Source organism: Massilia sp. MP_M2, from assembly GCF_039123635.1.
In the GTDB taxonomy this organism is placed as follows: domain Bacteria; phylum Pseudomonadota; class Gammaproteobacteria; order Burkholderiales; family Burkholderiaceae_D; genus Telluria.
In genome coordinates this window covers 494,691-509,882 of the sequence record NZ_JBCHJF010000003.1, presented here as the reverse complement: position 1 = coordinate 509,882, position 15,192 = coordinate 494,691, and the positions used below count along the sequence as shown (strand labels likewise).

Genomic DNA, 15,192 nt, shown 5'->3' with positions numbered 1-15,192 from the left:
CAAGGCATTTATCGATCAGGCCACCGCTTTATCGCGTTGCCTTGATCGATCGCAAGCAAGACACCGTCAGTAATTGACCCAGCACTACTAATCTCAGAAGATCAGCCTGCTGCATCGCGCCATCGGCATCATGCCGCAGCGCAGCGCAAAGTCGGCAACGCCACCCACGTCCCTGATGCAGCGGCCCGGATAGCCCGGCACCGACAGGCCGTGTGACGTGCCAATCAGTCAACGTGTCCATCGAAGGAGTGTTTCCATGTCCGATCCCGCAGGCGCAGCACAAGGCATCAGCACGGCCAACAAATCGCAGACTTCGCAGGCGCTGATCATCCAGACCTACTGCAACAGCGTGAAAGAACAGCCGCTGGTCGACTTCAGCGGGCACGACAATCTGGCCATCTACCAGACCCAGATCAACAATGGCTTGAAGACTGCCCAGTCGCATGCCGACAATTATCTCAACACGATTCAGCCGAGCATCCTCTCGAACATCGCGAATATTTCCAATTTCTATGCGTTGAACAATGCGGTAGCAACTACGTTGCCGGCCGGCTCGACCGAGCAGCAATGGATTGAGGCCCTGACCGCCCTTCAGACACAAAGCGCGGGGTACCAGCAAGCGGCGAACGGCGTCGTCACGTCGCTGACTACCTTGCGCAATAACCTGACTTCGGACGCATCGGCGTTCGCGACCACCGTCAGCAACCTCAATACCGCCGTCAATGGCGACAACGGCGTGCTCGCCTCCGACGCGCACGAGCTCGACACGATTCAGTCGAAGATTGATGGCGCCATTGCCGGCATCGTCACCAGCGGCCTGGCGATCGTGGGCGGCGCCTTCATGATCGCGGTGGGCGGCATTGCCGATTTCGTCACCGCCGGCACGTCCACGCCCGTGGTCGTGGGCGGCATTGCCATCGTAGTGGCCGGCGTCGGTGGCGAGGCTGCCTCGGCGGTTGCACTGGCATCACTCAACAATCAGAAAGCGTCGCTGCTACAGGACGAAGCCAAAATGACTACAGAGGTCCAGCTCGCAACCGGCATCAGCAGCGGCTACCAGAGCCTGCAGGGTCAGGTCAAGAATGCCGTAGACGCCGCCACCGCGATGAAGAATGCCTGGGACATGCTGGGTGACGATATCGGCAGCATGATCACCGACCTGAAACAGGGCATCAAGAGCGCCGACACGATTCGTACCATCTTCCTGACTGCTGCCAATGGCGTGGCCAAGACTGTCCTGGCCGACGTGGAAACCATCAAGCAGCAGATGGCAGGCACCACGACGATCGTCGCGGCTCCCGGCCAGACTGTGGCCCAGGCCATCGTCGCAGCTGCCAATGCACCGAGCTTCGCCGCGCACGCCTGAACCCGCACCTGCGTACCTGCCGTGGCCGGCAACGCCCGCCACGGCCCCCACGATCAAGGAGAACAGCATGAGTGGTTTACTTTCGCAGGCCCTGCAAAATCTGATGACCGCTACGCAGCAGATTGCCGCCTTGTCGGGCTTGCCGCCCCAGGCACAGCAACTGCAGGCGGCTACCGGCGCCGCCATCAAGCCATTGGCAGGCCTGATCCAGAATATGCAGCAGACCGGCTCAGCCTTTGTCGCGCACGCCGTGCCGGAATTGAACGACATCATGGCGATGCTCACGAACAATCAGCCGATCGTCGACATCAAGGCCAAAATGTCCGCTGTGCTCGACCAGACGGCCAGCCTGGACAATGTCGTGATGGCAGTGACAAAGCAGGCCGAGTCGATCTCGAGCCTGATCTTCGGCGACTTCAATCAGCTTGCCATCATCGAAGCGGGACTGTCGGACCAGGCAACCACCCTGCAAGGCCAGTTGGGTGCCGCCCAAGGGGAAGAAGCGGCGGCTCAGAAGCGCTACTATTACCTGATCGCACTCGGCCCGTTCGGCCTGATTGGACTTGCGGCAGCGCTGGCGCTGTACCTGAAGCTGAAATCCGACGTGAACGGCATCGAATCATCGATCAGCAACCTGAACGCACAAATCAATGTGCTCACGGCGATGCGGTCGGCCTGCAACGCGCTGGGGACTGATTTCCAGAGCGTGATCGCGCGGACCTCGGATGTGCGCAATGCGATCGACCTGCTGGGCGGCTCGATCCAGCAGATAAATAACGATCTGAACAATGGAAGCGACCGGATCACCCTGGAAATCGTGGTGCGGGCGACCATCACCGAGATCACGGCGCTGGGGATCGATCTGGGTTGACACGACCCAGGCAACCCAGGCCACGTACGCTCCCGCCGCCGGGAAAACTCCCGACCAACCGGTTGCCACCCCGGCGCGGTCGCCACGATCGATGACCAGGACGGCGCAACTCGGGCGCACCGATCACGACTCGTTCTGCCAGATGCAGCGGCTAGAGCGCGTCGTTGCGTTCGCGCCCGGTCAGGCTGCGCCTGACTTCCTCGCGGTACAACTGCCAGGCAAAGCGCCACACCACCACGGTCACGATCACCAGCTTGCTCCAGATGAACAGCCAGATCGGGGTGGGCAGGTCGATGCCGAGGCTGGTCCAGCGCACTACGCCGGTGGCGATCATGATCAGCACGACCGGCGCCAGCGCCAGCACCAGTGGCTTGACCAACTGGCGCCGCGTGCGGCAGCTGCCGGTGGCGTCAGCCGAGACCGCACGGGCAAAAGGAAACGTCATCATGGAGGGCACGGGTTATTGGAATCGGCCCGGCAGTATGGACCGGGACGGGCCTGACATCCTACCAGCCCTCGCATCGGACAAGGGCAACTACTTGTACGCTGGCTTTACGCCGCTTTACATGTGCAGCCCTGTTGCCCACTCGGTGTCAGGCCGTTAAAGAGAGACGATTCGCCACAGGACAAATATCATGGTTTCCAGCATCAGCAGCAGCACCGCAACCCAGGCCACTTACGCGCCGGCCGCCAGGAAGACCCCCGATGAAACGGTTGCCACCCCCGGCCCGGTCGCCACGACCGATGACCAGGACCGCGCCGCTGCGCCGACCCAGAGCGCCGAATCGGCCGCCAGTGCGCGCCTGGGCGAGCAGTTGAACGCCCAGGCTGACGCGTCGCGCGTGCAGCGCGCCGTGGACGAAGCAGGCAGCGATACGGCAACGGCAACCGGGAGCGAAGCCGCGAGCGAGGCAGCAGCAGGGGCAGGGACAGAAGCAGCTGCCGCTCCGACCGGTGGCGCGGCGCCCGCCGCTGCGTCAACGGCCACGTCCGCCACATCGTCAACGACCAACGACTATGTCGCCGAGGCCGACACCGATTCGGACAAAACAGTCAGCGACGACGAGCAGGCCGCCTACGACACCAAGCTGCGCCAGCAGGCCGAAGCGGCTGCCGCGACCAAGGCAGCTGCAGCAAAAGGAGCCGATCCACAGGCAGCGCTGAGCGCCGAAGTGCGCGCCACGTATGGTGTCGAGAAGGCCGCCGAACCGGCGCTGAGCATTACCGCCTGAAGCCGGATCATGCTGCGCTGCACCCGGAGTTACAAGCAGTAAAATCGAAATAAACGATGAAACGCGTTGTAGTCATGTCGTCAACTACGGTAGAGTGTCGCATTCCGAGAAGTATTTTACGAGGCGGCGCATGCCAGAATTCAGCCCAACTACGCCCCCCGGATCGTTGATTGCCAACTATCTGCACGCCTGCTTTGCCAGGCTGCCGAATGCATTCTGGCAGCCAACCAAGCAACTATTACACGCGCTGGTGACCGCAAAGGTGCGCAATGCACCCGTGGCGCCCGCGACGCTTGCCCGTGGCGCGGCGCATCCATCGCGGATGCGCGCGCCGGAGAACACCATGAACCAGTCCCGAATCGCCCTGCGCCTGTGCGCGCGCCGTTATATGTCGCACTGCCCCGAAGGATGATGTCGATGACCTCACTGCCACTGATCCTCCTCGTTCTTCTTCCCTTCGCCGGCGCCATCATTTCCGCCTGCCTGCCCAACGGGTCCCGCAACCGGCCCGCCGTTGTCGCCGGTGCCTTCACTCTGGCGGCGCTGCTCATCGCCATCTCCAAATTCGACGAACTCGGTGCCGGCCAGGTAGTGCTGACACGCCATGAGTGGCTGCCGCTGTTCGGCCTGGACTTCATCATGCGCATGGACGGCCTGGCCTGGCTGTTCTCGATCATGGTGCTCGGCATTGGCCTCCTGGTGATCCTGTACGCGCGCTACTACATGTCCAAGCAGGATCCGGTGGCGCGCTTCTACGCCTATATGCTGGCGTTCATGGGCTCGATGATGGGCGTGGTCCTGTCCGGCAACCTGATCCAGCTGGTGGTGTTCTGGGAACTCACCAGCCTCACGTCCTTCCTGTTGATCGGCTACTGGCAAGACAGCAACGACGCCCGCCGCGGCGCGCGCATGGCGTTTACCGTCACCACCGCCGGCGGCCTGTGCCTGCTCACCGGCGTGCTGATCCTGGGCCACATCGTCGGCAGCTACGAGCTCGATGCGGTGCTCGCCGCCGGCGACCAGATCCGCGCCCATTCGCTGTACCTGCCGGCCCTGATCCTGGTGGCGCTGGGTGCACTGACCAAGAGCGCGCAGTTCCCGTTCCACTTCTGGCTGCCCCACGCGATGGCCGCGCCCACGCCGGTTTCGGCCTATCTGCACTCGGCCACGATGGTCAAGGCCGGCGTGTTCCTGCTGATTCGTCTGTGGCCGGCGCTGGGCGGCACGCCCGAATGGACCTGGCTGATCGGCGGGGCCGGCGTCATCACGCTGCTGCTCGGTTCCCTGTTCGCGATCTTCCAGAACGACATGAAAGGGCTGCTGGCCTATTCGACCATCAGCCACCTGGGCCTGATCACGGTGTTGCTCGGCATCGGCACGCCGCTGTCGGTGGTGGCGGCGATCTTCCACGTGATGAACCACGCGATCTTCAAGGCCTCGCTGTTCATGGCCGTCGGCATCATCGACCACGAGACGGGTACCCGCGACATGCGCGTGCTGCGCGGCCTGCGCCGTGCGATGCCCGTCACCGCTGCACTGGCCATCGTCGCGTCGGCCTCGATGGCCGGCGTACCGCTGCTGAACGGCTTCCTGTCGAAAGAGATGTTCTTTGCCGAGACCGCGCACGTGGGCGGCACCGAAGACTGGTCGATGTCGTATGCGGCCGTCGCGATGGGCATCTTCAGCGTGGCCTATTCGCTGCGCTTCATCAGCGTGTTCTTCGGCCAGCTGGCCAAGGATCTGCCGAAAGAGCCGCACGAGCCGGTGCGCTGGATGCGCTTCCCGGTCGAATGCCTGGTGGTGCTGTGTATCGCCGTGGGCGTGATGCCCGAGCGCGTGGTGGGCGACATCCTGGCCGTGGCCTCAAGCTCCGTGCTGGGCGCGGCCATGCCGGTCTACGACCTGGCGATCTGGCACGGCTTCAACCTGGCGCTCGGGATGAGTGGCGCGGCCCTGGTGCTGGGCGCCCTGCTGTATTGGGTGCTGCTGCGCCGCCACGACCTGCGCGAGCGTACGCGGGTACCGGTGCTGCACCGCCTCAAGGGCGCGCAAGCCTACGAAAGCACGATGCTGGCACTGTCCCTGGGCGCGACCTGGATCATCCGCCTGACCGGCACCCAGCGCCTGCAGCCGCAGTTGCTGGTGCTGATGTCGTTCATGATCGTCGTGCCGCTGCTGCTGGTCGATCCATGGTTCAGCCTGCCAGCCGTGAACCTGCTCGATATCGAGCCACTGTTCGCCGCGCTGTGGCTGATCGGTGCCGGTTGCGCCGCTGGCGCCGCCTACAAGGCCAAGTACCACCGCCTGGCGGCCCTGAGCATGGTCGGCGGCACCGGCATCGTCACCGCGATCACCTTCGTCTGGCTGTCGGCGCCCGACCTGGCGCTGACCCAGCTGATGGTCGAAACCGTGACCACGGTGCTGATCCTGCTCGGCCTGCGCTGGCTGCCGCCGCGCCTCGTGCCGAAGGTGCTCAAACTCAAGAAGGCGCCACCAAGCACCTGGTTGCGGCGCTCGCGCGACAGCCTGATCGCCGTCGGCGGTGGCGTGGGCATTGCCGCGGCCAGCTACGCGGTGCTGATGAGCAGCCCGCCGCCGTCGATCGGCGAATTCTTCGTGCTGCGCGCCCTCACCGAAGGCGGCGGCTCGAACGTCGTCAACGTACTGCTGGTCGACTTCCGCGGTTTCGACACGCTGGGCGAGGTCACCGTGCTGGCGGCCGTGGCGCTGACCGTGTACGCGCTGCTGCGCCGCTTCCGGCCCGCCACCGAATCGATCGCGATTCCCGTGCAGCAGGCCAGCGACGTCGATCCGACCAAGGATCAACCGCCAGGTGTGCAGGCGCGCAGCGGCTACCTGATGATCCCGGCCATCTACCTGCGCCTGCTGCTGCCGGTGATGGGCGTGATGGCGGCCTACTTCTTCATGCGCGGCCACAACCTGCCCGGCGGCGGCTTCGTCGCCGGCCTGATCTTTGCCACCGCGCTGATCGTGCAGTACATGGTCGCCGGCACCGACTGGGTCGAATCGCACCTGCGCCTGCGCCCGCACCGCTGGATCTCGTGGGGCCTGTTCTGCGCCTGCTTCACCGGCATCGGCGCCTGGTTCCTCGGCTACCCGTTCCTGACCAGCCACACGGCCCACCTCGACCTGCCCGTGCTGGGCGAACTGCACGTGCCGAGCGCGTTCATGTTCGACCTGGGCGTGTTCCTGGTCGTCGTCGGGTCGACCATGCTCACGCTCGTCGCGCTGGCCCACCAGTCGCTGCGCAGCCACCGCCTGGCGGCCGACGCCACGCGCGTCACCATTCCACCTGCCAAGGAGATCCTCTGATGGAGCTTGTTCTTTCGCTGGCCATCGGCATCGTGTTCGCCTCGGGCATCTGGCTTGTCCTGCGTCCGCGCAGCTTCCAGGTGCTGTGCGGCCTGATGCTGATGTCGTACGCCGTCAACCTGTTCATCTTCGCGATGGGCCGCCTGTGGGTCGATGCGCCGCCGCTCACCCCGGCCGGCACCCTGCCCAATCCGGCCATCCTGGCCGACCCGCTGCCGCAGGCGCTGGTGCTGACCGCGATCGTGATCGGCTTTGCCACCACCGCCCTGTACCTGGTGGTGATGATCGGTTCGCGCGGCCTGACCGGCACCGACCACGTTGACGGCAAGGAGCCCGATCTATGAGTCTGCACTGGACCCAGCACCTGATCCTGGTGCCGGTAATACTGCCGCTGCTGGTCGGCGCCGCGCTGGTCCCGCTCACGCAGGGCTGGCATCGCCTGAAGTTCTGGCTCAGCTACGCGTCGATCCTCGGCCTGGTGGCCAATGCGCTGGCGCTGGTCCACCTGACCGACGGCGGCGCCTGGCAAGACGGCATGGGCATCTACCTGGCCGCCAACTGGAGCGCGCCGTTCGGCATTGCGCTGCTGGCCGATCGCCTGAGCAGCATCTTGCTGCTGCTCACCGCCCTGCTGGGCCTGGCAGCGCTGCACTTCACCAAGCAGCGCTGGGGCCGGATCGGCGTGCACTTCCACACACTGTTCCAGTTCCTGCTGATGGGAATCAACGGCGCCTTCCTGACGCACGACCTGTTCAACCTGTTCGTGTTCTTCGAAGTGATGCTGGCGGCCTCGTACGGCCTGGTGCTGCACGGGTATAACGCCGAGCGCATCCGCGCCAGCATGCAGTACATCGCGATCAACCTGGCCGGCGCCCTGCTGTTCCTGCTTGGCATCGCCCTGATCTACGCCACCACCGGCACGCTGAACATGGCCGATGTGGCGGGCCGCGTACCGCTGCTGGCGGGCGACGACCTGGCGCTGTTCAAGATTGGCGCCACGCTGATGGCGCTGACCTTCCTGACCAAGAGCGCGATGTGGCCGCTGGGCTTCTGGCTGCCGACCACCTACGCCGCCGCATCGCCGCCGGTCGCGGCGATGCTGGTGCTGATGACCAAGGTCGGCGCGTATGTCGTGCTGCGCCTGTGGCTGCTGATCTTCTCGGACGATGCCGGCGCTGCTGCCGGGTTCGGCAAGGATGCGCTGCTGTATGGCGGCATGGCGACCATCGTGTTCGGCGCCGCCGGCATGCTCGCGACCGACACGGCCGGGCGCATGGCGGGTTACGCCGCGATCATCTCGTCCGGCACGCTGCTGGCAGTGATCGGCTATGGCCAGCCCAACCTGGTCACGGCCGGCATCTATTACCTGATCGGCTCGACGCTCGCGGTGGCCGCGTTCCTGCTGCTGATCGAGCTGATCGACCGCATCCGCACGCCACGCTCGGCGATGCTGGCGCTGACCATGGAAGCCTATGCGGTCGAAGACACGCCGGCCGAACCGGTCGGCCGGGGCGTGCCGGCCGTGATGGCGTTCCTGTCGCTGGCCTTTTCCGCCTGCGCGCTGATGATCGCCGGGTTGCCACCGCTGCCGGGCTTCATCGCCAAGTTCGGCATGTTCCATGCGGTGCTCCACCCGCAGGTCGTGGCCACTGCCGCAAACGGCGTCATGACGGGGCCGACCACGATCCCTGTCGCCGGCTGGGTGCTGATCGCGCTGATCGTGCTGTCGGGCCTGATCGCCGTGATCTCGATGATGCGCTTTGGCGTGCGCACCTTCTGGGCCAGCGGCGTGCTGGTGCCGCCCAAGCTGCACCGGACCGAAGTGGTACCGATTCTTTTCCTGCTGGGGCTGGCGATCGGGATGACCATCCAGGCCAATGCGCTGTTCGGCTACCTGGCGCGCGCCAGCGACGCGATCCATCGTCCGGCAACCTATATCGACCGCGTGCTGTCCGAGCCGACCCTGCCCGGGCCGGCATCCTCGCCCGCGCCGACCCTCAACCTGACACCGGAGGCGCCATGAAGCGCTGGCTCCCCCACCCCGTCGTCTCGCTGCTGCTGTGCGGCCTGTGGCTACTGCTGAACCAGACCCTCTATCCTGGCCACATCCTGCTCGGGATCGGGGTTGGCATCGCCGCGCCAATCCTGACGCGGTACCTCAACCCGCTCGGGTATCCGCGCATGGGCGCGCCGATGGTGGCGCTGCGCCTGCTGGGCTCAGCGTCGATCGAGGTGGTGCGTTCGTGCATCAACGTCAGCCGGGTGATCCTGTTCAACGACTATACCAACCTCAAGGCGCAGTTCATCCGGGTGCCGCTGACGATGCGCGACGAGTACGGCCTGGCCGCGCTGTCGTGCCTGATCAACATTACGCCGGGAACGGTGTGGACCGAACTCGACCCGGAGCGGCACGAGTTGATCCTGCATGTGTTCGACCTGCACGATGCGGCCTGGTGGATCGAGACCATCACCACCCGCTACGAGCAGCCCCTGATTGAAATCTTCGAGAAGAAAGGCTCCCATGGCGACCCTGCTTGAACTGTCGATTGGCTATGGCCTCGTGTGCACGGTGGCGGCGATGCTGCTGTGCTTTGTGCGCCTGCTGATCGGGCCCTCGGCCCACGACCGCGTGCTGGCGCTCGACACGCTGTGGATTTGCGGCATGCTGCTGGCGCTGGTGCTGGGCATCCGCTTCGGCACCCAGGTCTATTTTGAAGCGGCCATGCTCATCGCACTGATCGGTTTTGTCTCGACCATCGCAATGGCCAAGTTCCTGATGCGCGGGGAGATCATCGAATGAACGGTATCGAACACCTGCCCGGTTGGGCTGCGCTCATCGTCTCGCTGCTGCTGATCGTGGGATCGAGCATCGTGCTGATCGGCGCCCTGGGTCTGGTACGCCTGCACACCTTCTACCAGCGCATCCACGGCCCGGCGATCACGGTCTCGCTCGGCACCGCCAGCCTGCTGCTGGCATCCATGCTGTACTTCACGGTCGCGCAATCGCGCCCCGTGGTGCACGAGGTGATCATCGCCCTGTTCGTGCTGCTCACGGCGCCGGTGGTGTCGATGATGATCATGCGCGCCGCCGTCTACCGCGACCTCCGGGCCCGCAAGGCAAACGCCGGGGCGACCGAGGGCGACGTGTACTCGATCGTCGACGAAGAATAAACCACGGGCCGGGGCCGATACGCGCCCCGACCCGCCTCTCCCCGTAGAGTAAATACAACACGCCTGTCGTGACGTTGGCGCATCGCAGCAATGATAGCGCTATCAAGTCGCGTCCTTATACGCCGAGTCAACGGCCCTGATCCACCCCGACATTTTCCGCGAGACTCCCGCGCTGCTCCGCCATATTGCATTGCGTTGCAACATCGATATCTGGTTTACAAATTCTACAACCTCGACAACACTGAAAAAAAGCGCGATGTTAGCGCTAACGAAATAGAGGAGAAACGATGTCGGCAAGCAGCACATCCCCCGCCCTGCGCTGGGTTGTCATGGGTGTCAGCGGATCGGGCAAGAGCACGGTGGGGGCATTGCTGGCTGCCCATGACGGCGTCCCCTTCCTCGAAGGCGATGCCTATCATCCGCCCGCCAACGTCAGCAAGATGAGCGCCGGCATTCCGCTCGACGACGACGACCGCGCCGGCTGGCTTGCCAGCCTGGCCGGCGAAATCCGCACTGCGCGTGAACAAGGCCATGGCCTGGTGCTGTCCTGCTCGTCGCTGAAGCGGCGCTACCGCGACCTGCTGCGCGACGCCGATCCGGCGCTGCGCTTCGTCCACCTGGCCGGCCCACGCGCGCTGATCGCCACGCGCATGACAAGCCGCCCCGGCCACTACATGCCGCCGTCGCTGCTCGAGAGCCAGTTGCGCATCCTCGAGCCGCTCGAGCCGGACGAAACCGGCCTGACCCTCGATATCACACTGGCGCCGCAGGCGCTGGTGGAACGCATCACGGCCAGCGCCTGATCAGCGCAGCCCTTACCCATTTGCCAGCAGGCGTAGCCACCCACCCATAGAGGCGGCGCGCTTTCAACCAACGAGCATCGAGGAGACAACCATCATGCGCACACCCGTTCAACGCACTCTCATCAGCCTGGCCGTGGCCAGCGCCTGCTGGATGGTCGGCGCCGCCGCCCACGCCCAGCAGGCGCAAACCGAGCCGGCCATCGACACCACACCCGAAGCGACTGCGCCAGAGGCCACGGCGGCAGTGGCAGAACCGGCTTCCACGTCGGTGGTACGCATCTCGGGCTCACGCATCGCCGCGCGCGGCTTCTCCCAGCCGACGCCCACCACGAGCCTGAGCGCTGCCGACCTCGAAAAGGCGGCCAAGCCGAACCTGTTCAACACGCTGACCGAACTGCCGGCGCTGCAGGGCAGCACGGGCCGCACGACCAGCACCAACAGCACCAGCAGCGGCATCCAGGGCCTGAGTTCCCTGAGCCTGCGCGGGCTGGGCACGATCCGGACCCTGACGCTGCTCGACGGCCAGCGCGTCGTCGGCGCCAACGTCACGGGCGTGACGGACGTCAGCCAGTTCCCGCAGCTGCTGGTCAAGCGCGTCGACGTGGTCACCGGCGGCGCCTCGGCGTCGTACGGTTCGGACGCGGTGGGCGGTGTGGTCAACTTTGTCACCGATAAAACCTTCACCGGCTTCAAGTCGAATGTTCAGCTGGGCCAAACCAAATACGACGACGACCGGGGTGCCACGGTGCAGGCCGCCTGGGGCCGGGCCTTCCTCGACAACCGCCTGCACGTGACGGCCAGTGGCGAATTCACGAAGGAAAACGGGATCGAATCACCCGGCATTGGCGGCATGGGCCCGAACGGGCGCACCTGGTACCAGAACCCGGCCTATTCGGTCCGTCCACTGAACCAGACTGGTGACGGCCTGCCGCAATACCGCGTGATCTCGAACGCGCAGCAGTACCAGTATTCGAAATACGGCCTGATCACGAACGGCCCGCTGCAGGGCACTGCGTTCGGCGACGGCGGCGTGCCGTACCAGTTCCAGTATGGCTCCAACGGCCGGCCCACCGGCACGGGTGCGGTCACCGGCTGCGTCAATCCGTTCTGCATCGGCGGCGATTTGAGCGGCAGCGTGGGCTCGGGCACCAACCTGGCCATGAACTTCAAGCGCCAGGTGGCCTATACCCGCGTCTCGTTCGACCTGAACCCGGACAACCAGATCTACTTCACGGCCAACTACGGCAAGGTCGCCTCGCGCTTCTCGCCCAACCCGGGCGCGGCCAAGAACGCCAACCTGACCATCCAGTGCTCGAACCCGTTCCTGCCGGCCTCGATCCTGGCCGCCTGCGCGCAGAACAACATCACCAGCTTCCAGTACGGCACCGCCAACGCGATCTTCCCCGACAACATCGACGTGCAGCCGACCCGTACCCAGCGCCGCTTCGTCGTCGGGGCCGAAGGCAGGTTCGACCTGTTCGGCAAGTCGTGGGGGTACGACGCGTACATCACGCATGGCGAGAACAAGACCAATCTCGACGCCAACAACATGACGATCAACCGCCGCTACAACGCCGCGATCGACGCCGTGCGGGCGCCGAACGGGCGGATCGTCTGCCGCAATCCGGTGGCCGCCGCGTCGGGCTGCGTGCCGCTCAATATCATCGGCAACAACCCGGTCGATCCGGCCGCCTGGGCGTATATCGCGCCCGAGAACGGCCCGCGCCAGCGCACCACGCAAAGCCAGGATGTCGGCAGCTTCAATATCAACGGCGAATTGTTCGAAGGCTGGGCCGGCCCGGTCTCGCTGGCCACGGGCGCCGAATACCGGCGTGAAAAATACCGCGTGCGCGGCGACGCCTACGGCAATGGCGTCACGCCCGCTTCGCCGAACAACGCCATGTATCCGGTCGACCCGCTGCTCGACACCACGGTGGGCAACAACTGGTACGCCGGTAACTTCCACAACGGCGACGGCAGCTACAACGTGCGCGAAGCCTATGTAGAGCTGAACATCCCGCTGCTGAAATCGGCCACCTGGGGCGAAGCGAACCTGAACCTGGCTGACCGCGAGACCAAGTACAGCACCGCCGGCAAGGTGGGCAGCTGGAAAATGGGCGCCACCTGGCAAACGCCCATCGACGGCCTGCGCCTGCGCGGCGTGACGTCGAAAGACGTGCGCGCGCCGAACCTGAGTGAGCTGTATGCCGCGCCGGTGGTGGTCAACAACGTGGTCCAGTACCAGGGCAACACGATCAGCGTGCAGGAGCGCACCGTCGGCAACACGGCGCTGCGGCCCGAGATCGCGCGCAACAATTCGTTCGGCATCGTCCTGAGCCAGCCAACATGGGCGCCCGGCTTTTCGGTATCGCTCGACTACTTCGACATCAAGGTCAAGGGCGTGATCGCCGCGCTGACCATCCAGCAGGAAGTCGACCTGTGCGTGGCCGGCAACCAGGAAATCTGCGCGGCCATGGTGCTCAACAACCCGGGCAACAACTACGTCACGGTGCAGAACTTCAACCTCGCTTCGCTGCAGACGAAGGGCTTCGATATCGAGACCTCGTACAGAACAGGACTCGAACGAGTGAACCTGCCGGGGCGCTTCACGTTCCGCGCGCTGGGCACGCGCAACCTGCACTTCATCACCGACACGGGCGTGGTCGGCACGATCCCGGTGGACGCCGCTGGCTCGAACATGGGCAACACGCCGAAGTGGAAGGTGCTGGCGCAGCAAACCTGGGAGCACGACAAGCTCAGTCTCACGCTGACCGAGCGCTGGATCAGCGACGGCACCTACCGCAACGACTTCATCGAGTGCCAGACGGGTTGCCCGGTGTCGACACTGATCCACCCGACCATCTACAACAACCGGATGAAGGGCGCGACCTACGTCGACCTGGGCGGTAGCTACAACGTGTCCAAGCAATTGCAGCTCTACTTCAAGATCGACAACCTGGCCGACAAGGGCCCGGAACCGGCGCCGCAGACCAACGCCAGCTACGGCATCAACCCGGCGCTGTACGACGTGGTCGGGCGCACCTACCGGGCCGGCCTGCGCTACGGCTTCTGACCGGCCGGCGGCATGCTCGATATCGTCTCCGTGCTGCTGGCGGTGGGCCTGCTCACGCTGTTGATCGCATGGGGCAAGGTCCAGCCCCTGCTGGCCTTCGTGGCGGCGTCGCTGCTGGCGGCGCTGCTGCTGGGGGTGCCGCTGGCGCGCATCCCCGGCGCCATCGAAAAGGGCATCGGCGACCTGCTCGGCTCTCTGGTCGTGATCATCTGCCTGGGCGCCGTGTTCGGCAAACTGATCGCCGACAGCGGCGCAGCGCGCCGCATCGCCACCTGCCTGGTCGATGCGCTGGGGCCGCGCCGCCTGCCGATCGCATTGACGATCACCGGCTTCGTGGTCGGCATCCCGCTGTATTACAACGTCGGCTTCGTGCTGCTGGTGCCGCTGATCTTCTCGCTCGTCTACAGCTCGGGACGCCCCGCCGTGGCGCTGGCGATCCCGCTGCTGGCGGGCCTGTCGATCGCGCACGGCTTCCTGCCGCCGCACCCGGCGCCGGTGGCGCTGGTGGCCGCGATCCACGCCGACATGGGCACCACGCTGCTGTACGGGATCCTGGTGGCGGTGCCCACCCTGATCATCGCAGGGCCGGTGTTCGCCGTGACGCTCACGCGCATCCAGGCCAAGCCGGCCGCCATCTTCCAGGAGAGCCAGCAGGCGCCGGCTGCGCAGCTGCCCGGCGCGTTCAACAGCTTCGCCACCGCGCTGCTGCCGGTGCTGCTGCTGGGCGCGACCACGCTGTTGACGATGGTGCGGCCTGACCTGGGTGGCGTGCTGGCGTTCTTTGCCAATCCGCTGGTCGTGATGCTCGTCTCGTATGCGGTGGCGATCGTCTCGCTCGGCCTGGCGCAGGGGCGCTCGTTCGTCACCGTGATGCAGGGCCCGGCCGAGGCGATGCGCGAGATCGCGCCGATCCTCCTGATCATCGCCGGCGCGGGCGCGCTCAAGCAGGTGCTGGTCGAATCGGGGGTGAGCGCCGATCTGGGCGCGCTGCTCTCGGGCTTGCCGGTGTCTCCGCTGGTGCTGGGCTGGCTGGTGGCGACCGTGATCCGCATCTGCCTGGGCTCGGCCACCGTTGCGGGCGTCACGGCCGGCGGCATCGTCGCCCCGCTCGTCCAGAGTTCGGGCGTCGACCCGAACCTGATGGTGCTGGCCATCGGCGCCGGAAGCCTGATGTGCAGCCACGTCAACGACTCCGGCTTCTGGATGTTCAAGGAATATTTTGGCCTGTCGCTGCAAGACACGTTCCGCTCCTGGACGCTGATGGAAACGCTCGTCGGTGTGTTCGGCCTGTTGTTCGTCCTGCTGCTGTCCCAACTTTTATCGCTGTGATCCGTTTCAAGGAA

Annotated in this window: 14 protein-coding genes; 13 read left to right on the top strand and 1 reads right to left on the bottom strand. The window is 65.3% G+C overall.

The window, feature by feature from the left end:
* Positions 1 to 256 precede the first annotated feature (256 nt).
* A complete protein-coding gene (locus tag RCH14_RS09970) occupies positions 257 to 1,366 on the top strand; it encodes an HBL/NHE enterotoxin family protein (protein ID WP_343025964.1) in 1,110 nt (369 codons plus the stop codon).
* 67 nt (positions 1,367 to 1,433) lie between these two features.
* A complete protein-coding gene (locus RCH14_RS09965) occupies positions 1,434 to 2,237 on the top strand; it encodes a hypothetical protein (RefSeq protein WP_343025963.1) in 804 nt (267 codons plus the stop codon).
* Between the two features lie 151 nt (positions 2,238 to 2,388).
* Here the strand turns inward: RCH14_RS09965 and RCH14_RS09960 are convergent, their stop codons facing one another.
* Positions 2,389 to 2,685, bottom strand: a complete 297-nt coding sequence (locus tag RCH14_RS09960; RefSeq protein WP_343025962.1) for a hypothetical protein — start codon at positions 2,683 to 2,685, stop codon at positions 2,389 to 2,391.
* A 187-nt stretch (positions 2,686 to 2,872) separates the two neighbouring features.
* On the opposite strand from RCH14_RS09960, the gene RCH14_RS09955 reads away from it, so the two are divergent.
* The 11 genes from RCH14_RS09955 to RCH14_RS09905 all read left to right on the top strand — a co-directional run bounded on the left by RCH14_RS09955 (position 2,873) and on the right by RCH14_RS09905 (position 15,178).
* Positions 2,873 to 3,469, top strand: coding sequence for a hypothetical protein (locus RCH14_RS09955; protein WP_343025961.1), 597 nt, complete (start codon positions 2,873 to 2,875; stop codon positions 3,467 to 3,469).
* 130 nt (positions 3,470 to 3,599) lie between these two features.
* A complete protein-coding gene (locus RCH14_RS09950) occupies positions 3,600 to 3,881 on the top strand; it encodes a hypothetical protein (protein ID WP_343025960.1) in 282 nt (93 codons plus the stop codon).
* Positions 3,882 to 3,886: 5 nt separating this feature from the next.
* On the top strand, positions 3,887 to 6,802 hold the full coding sequence (locus tag RCH14_RS09945; protein WP_343025959.1) for a monovalent cation/H+ antiporter subunit A: 2,916 nt from the start codon (positions 3,887 to 3,889) through the stop codon (positions 6,800 to 6,802).
* The gene (locus tag RCH14_RS09940) at positions 6,802 to 7,146 is read left to right on the top strand and encodes a Na+/H+ antiporter subunit C (protein ID WP_343025958.1); all 345 of its coding nucleotides are present in this window, start codon (positions 6,802 to 6,804) and stop codon (positions 7,144 to 7,146) included. The genes RCH14_RS09945 and RCH14_RS09940 overlap by 1 nt, the downstream gene beginning before the upstream one ends.
* Positions 7,143 to 8,825 carry a monovalent cation/H+ antiporter subunit D gene (locus tag RCH14_RS09935; protein WP_343025957.1) on the top strand — a complete coding sequence of 561 codons (1,683 nt, stop codon included), beginning with the start codon at positions 7,143 to 7,145 and terminating at the stop codon, positions 8,823 to 8,825. The genes RCH14_RS09940 and RCH14_RS09935 overlap by 4 nt, the downstream gene beginning before the upstream one ends.
* On the top strand, positions 8,822 to 9,340 hold the full coding sequence (locus tag RCH14_RS09930) for a Na+/H+ antiporter subunit E (protein ID WP_343025956.1): 519 nt from the start codon (positions 8,822 to 8,824) through the stop codon (positions 9,338 to 9,340). The genes RCH14_RS09935 and RCH14_RS09930 overlap by 4 nt, the downstream gene beginning before the upstream one ends.
* Positions 9,324 to 9,602, top strand: a complete 279-nt coding sequence (locus RCH14_RS09925; RefSeq protein ID WP_407070067.1) for a K+/H+ antiporter subunit F — start codon at positions 9,324 to 9,326, stop codon at positions 9,600 to 9,602. The genes RCH14_RS09930 and RCH14_RS09925 overlap by 17 nt, the downstream gene beginning before the upstream one ends.
* On the top strand, positions 9,599 to 9,973 hold the full coding sequence (mnhG, locus tag RCH14_RS09920; RefSeq protein WP_343025955.1) for a monovalent cation/H(+) antiporter subunit G: 375 nt from the start codon (positions 9,599 to 9,601) through the stop codon (positions 9,971 to 9,973). The genes RCH14_RS09925 and mnhG overlap by 4 nt, the downstream gene beginning before the upstream one ends.
* Before the next feature lie 287 nt (positions 9,974 to 10,260).
* The gene (locus RCH14_RS09915) at positions 10,261 to 10,776 is read left to right on the top strand and encodes a gluconokinase (protein ID WP_343025954.1); all 516 of its coding nucleotides are present in this window, start codon (positions 10,261 to 10,263) and stop codon (positions 10,774 to 10,776) included.
* A 94-nt stretch (positions 10,777 to 10,870) separates the two neighbouring features.
* Complete coding sequence (locus RCH14_RS09910) at positions 10,871 to 13,849, top strand: TonB-dependent receptor domain-containing protein (RefSeq protein WP_343025953.1); 2,979 nt, start codon at positions 10,871 to 10,873, stop codon at positions 13,847 to 13,849.
* 12 nt (positions 13,850 to 13,861) lie between these two features.
* Complete coding sequence (locus RCH14_RS09905; protein WP_343025952.1) at positions 13,862 to 15,178, top strand: gluconate:H+ symporter; 1,317 nt, start codon at positions 13,862 to 13,864, stop codon at positions 15,176 to 15,178.
* Positions 15,179 to 15,192: the final 14 nt, after the last annotated feature.

Coding starts and splice junctions, on each gene's coding strand:
- RCH14_RS09965 (WP_343025963.1), top strand. CDS start 1,434: ATGAGTGGTTTACTTTCGCAGGCCCTGCAAAATCTGATGACCGCTACG.
- RCH14_RS09955 (WP_343025961.1), top strand. CDS start 2,873: ATGGTTTCCAGCATCAGCAGCAGCACCGCAACCCAGGCCACTTACGCG.
- RCH14_RS09925 (WP_407070067.1), top strand. CDS start 9,324: ATGGCGACCCTGCTTGAACTGTCGATTGGCTATGGCCTCGTGTGCACG.
- RCH14_RS09970 (WP_343025964.1), top strand. CDS start 257: ATGTCCGATCCCGCAGGCGCAGCACAAGGCATCAGCACGGCCAACAAA.
- RCH14_RS09950 (WP_343025960.1), top strand. CDS start 3,600: ATGCCAGAATTCAGCCCAACTACGCCCCCCGGATCGTTGATTGCCAAC.
- RCH14_RS09945 (WP_343025959.1), top strand. CDS start 3,887: ATGACCTCACTGCCACTGATCCTCCTCGTTCTTCTTCCCTTCGCCGGC.
- RCH14_RS09910 (WP_343025953.1), top strand. CDS start 10,871: ATGCGCACACCCGTTCAACGCACTCTCATCAGCCTGGCCGTGGCCAGC.
- RCH14_RS09930 (WP_343025956.1), top strand. CDS start 8,822: ATGAAGCGCTGGCTCCCCCACCCCGTCGTCTCGCTGCTGCTGTGCGGC.
- RCH14_RS09905 (WP_343025952.1), top strand. CDS start 13,862: ATGCTCGATATCGTCTCCGTGCTGCTGGCGGTGGGCCTGCTCACGCTG.
- RCH14_RS09940 (WP_343025958.1), top strand. CDS start 6,802: ATGGAGCTTGTTCTTTCGCTGGCCATCGGCATCGTGTTCGCCTCGGGC.
- RCH14_RS09960 (WP_343025962.1), bottom strand. CDS start 2,685: ATGATGACGTTTCCTTTTGCCCGTGCGGTCTCGGCTGACGCCACCGGC.
- mnhG (WP_343025955.1), top strand. CDS start 9,599: ATGAACGGTATCGAACACCTGCCCGGTTGGGCTGCGCTCATCGTCTCG.
- RCH14_RS09915 (WP_343025954.1), top strand. CDS start 10,261: ATGTCGGCAAGCAGCACATCCCCCGCCCTGCGCTGGGTTGTCATGGGT.
- RCH14_RS09935 (WP_343025957.1), top strand. CDS start 7,143: ATGAGTCTGCACTGGACCCAGCACCTGATCCTGGTGCCGGTAATACTG.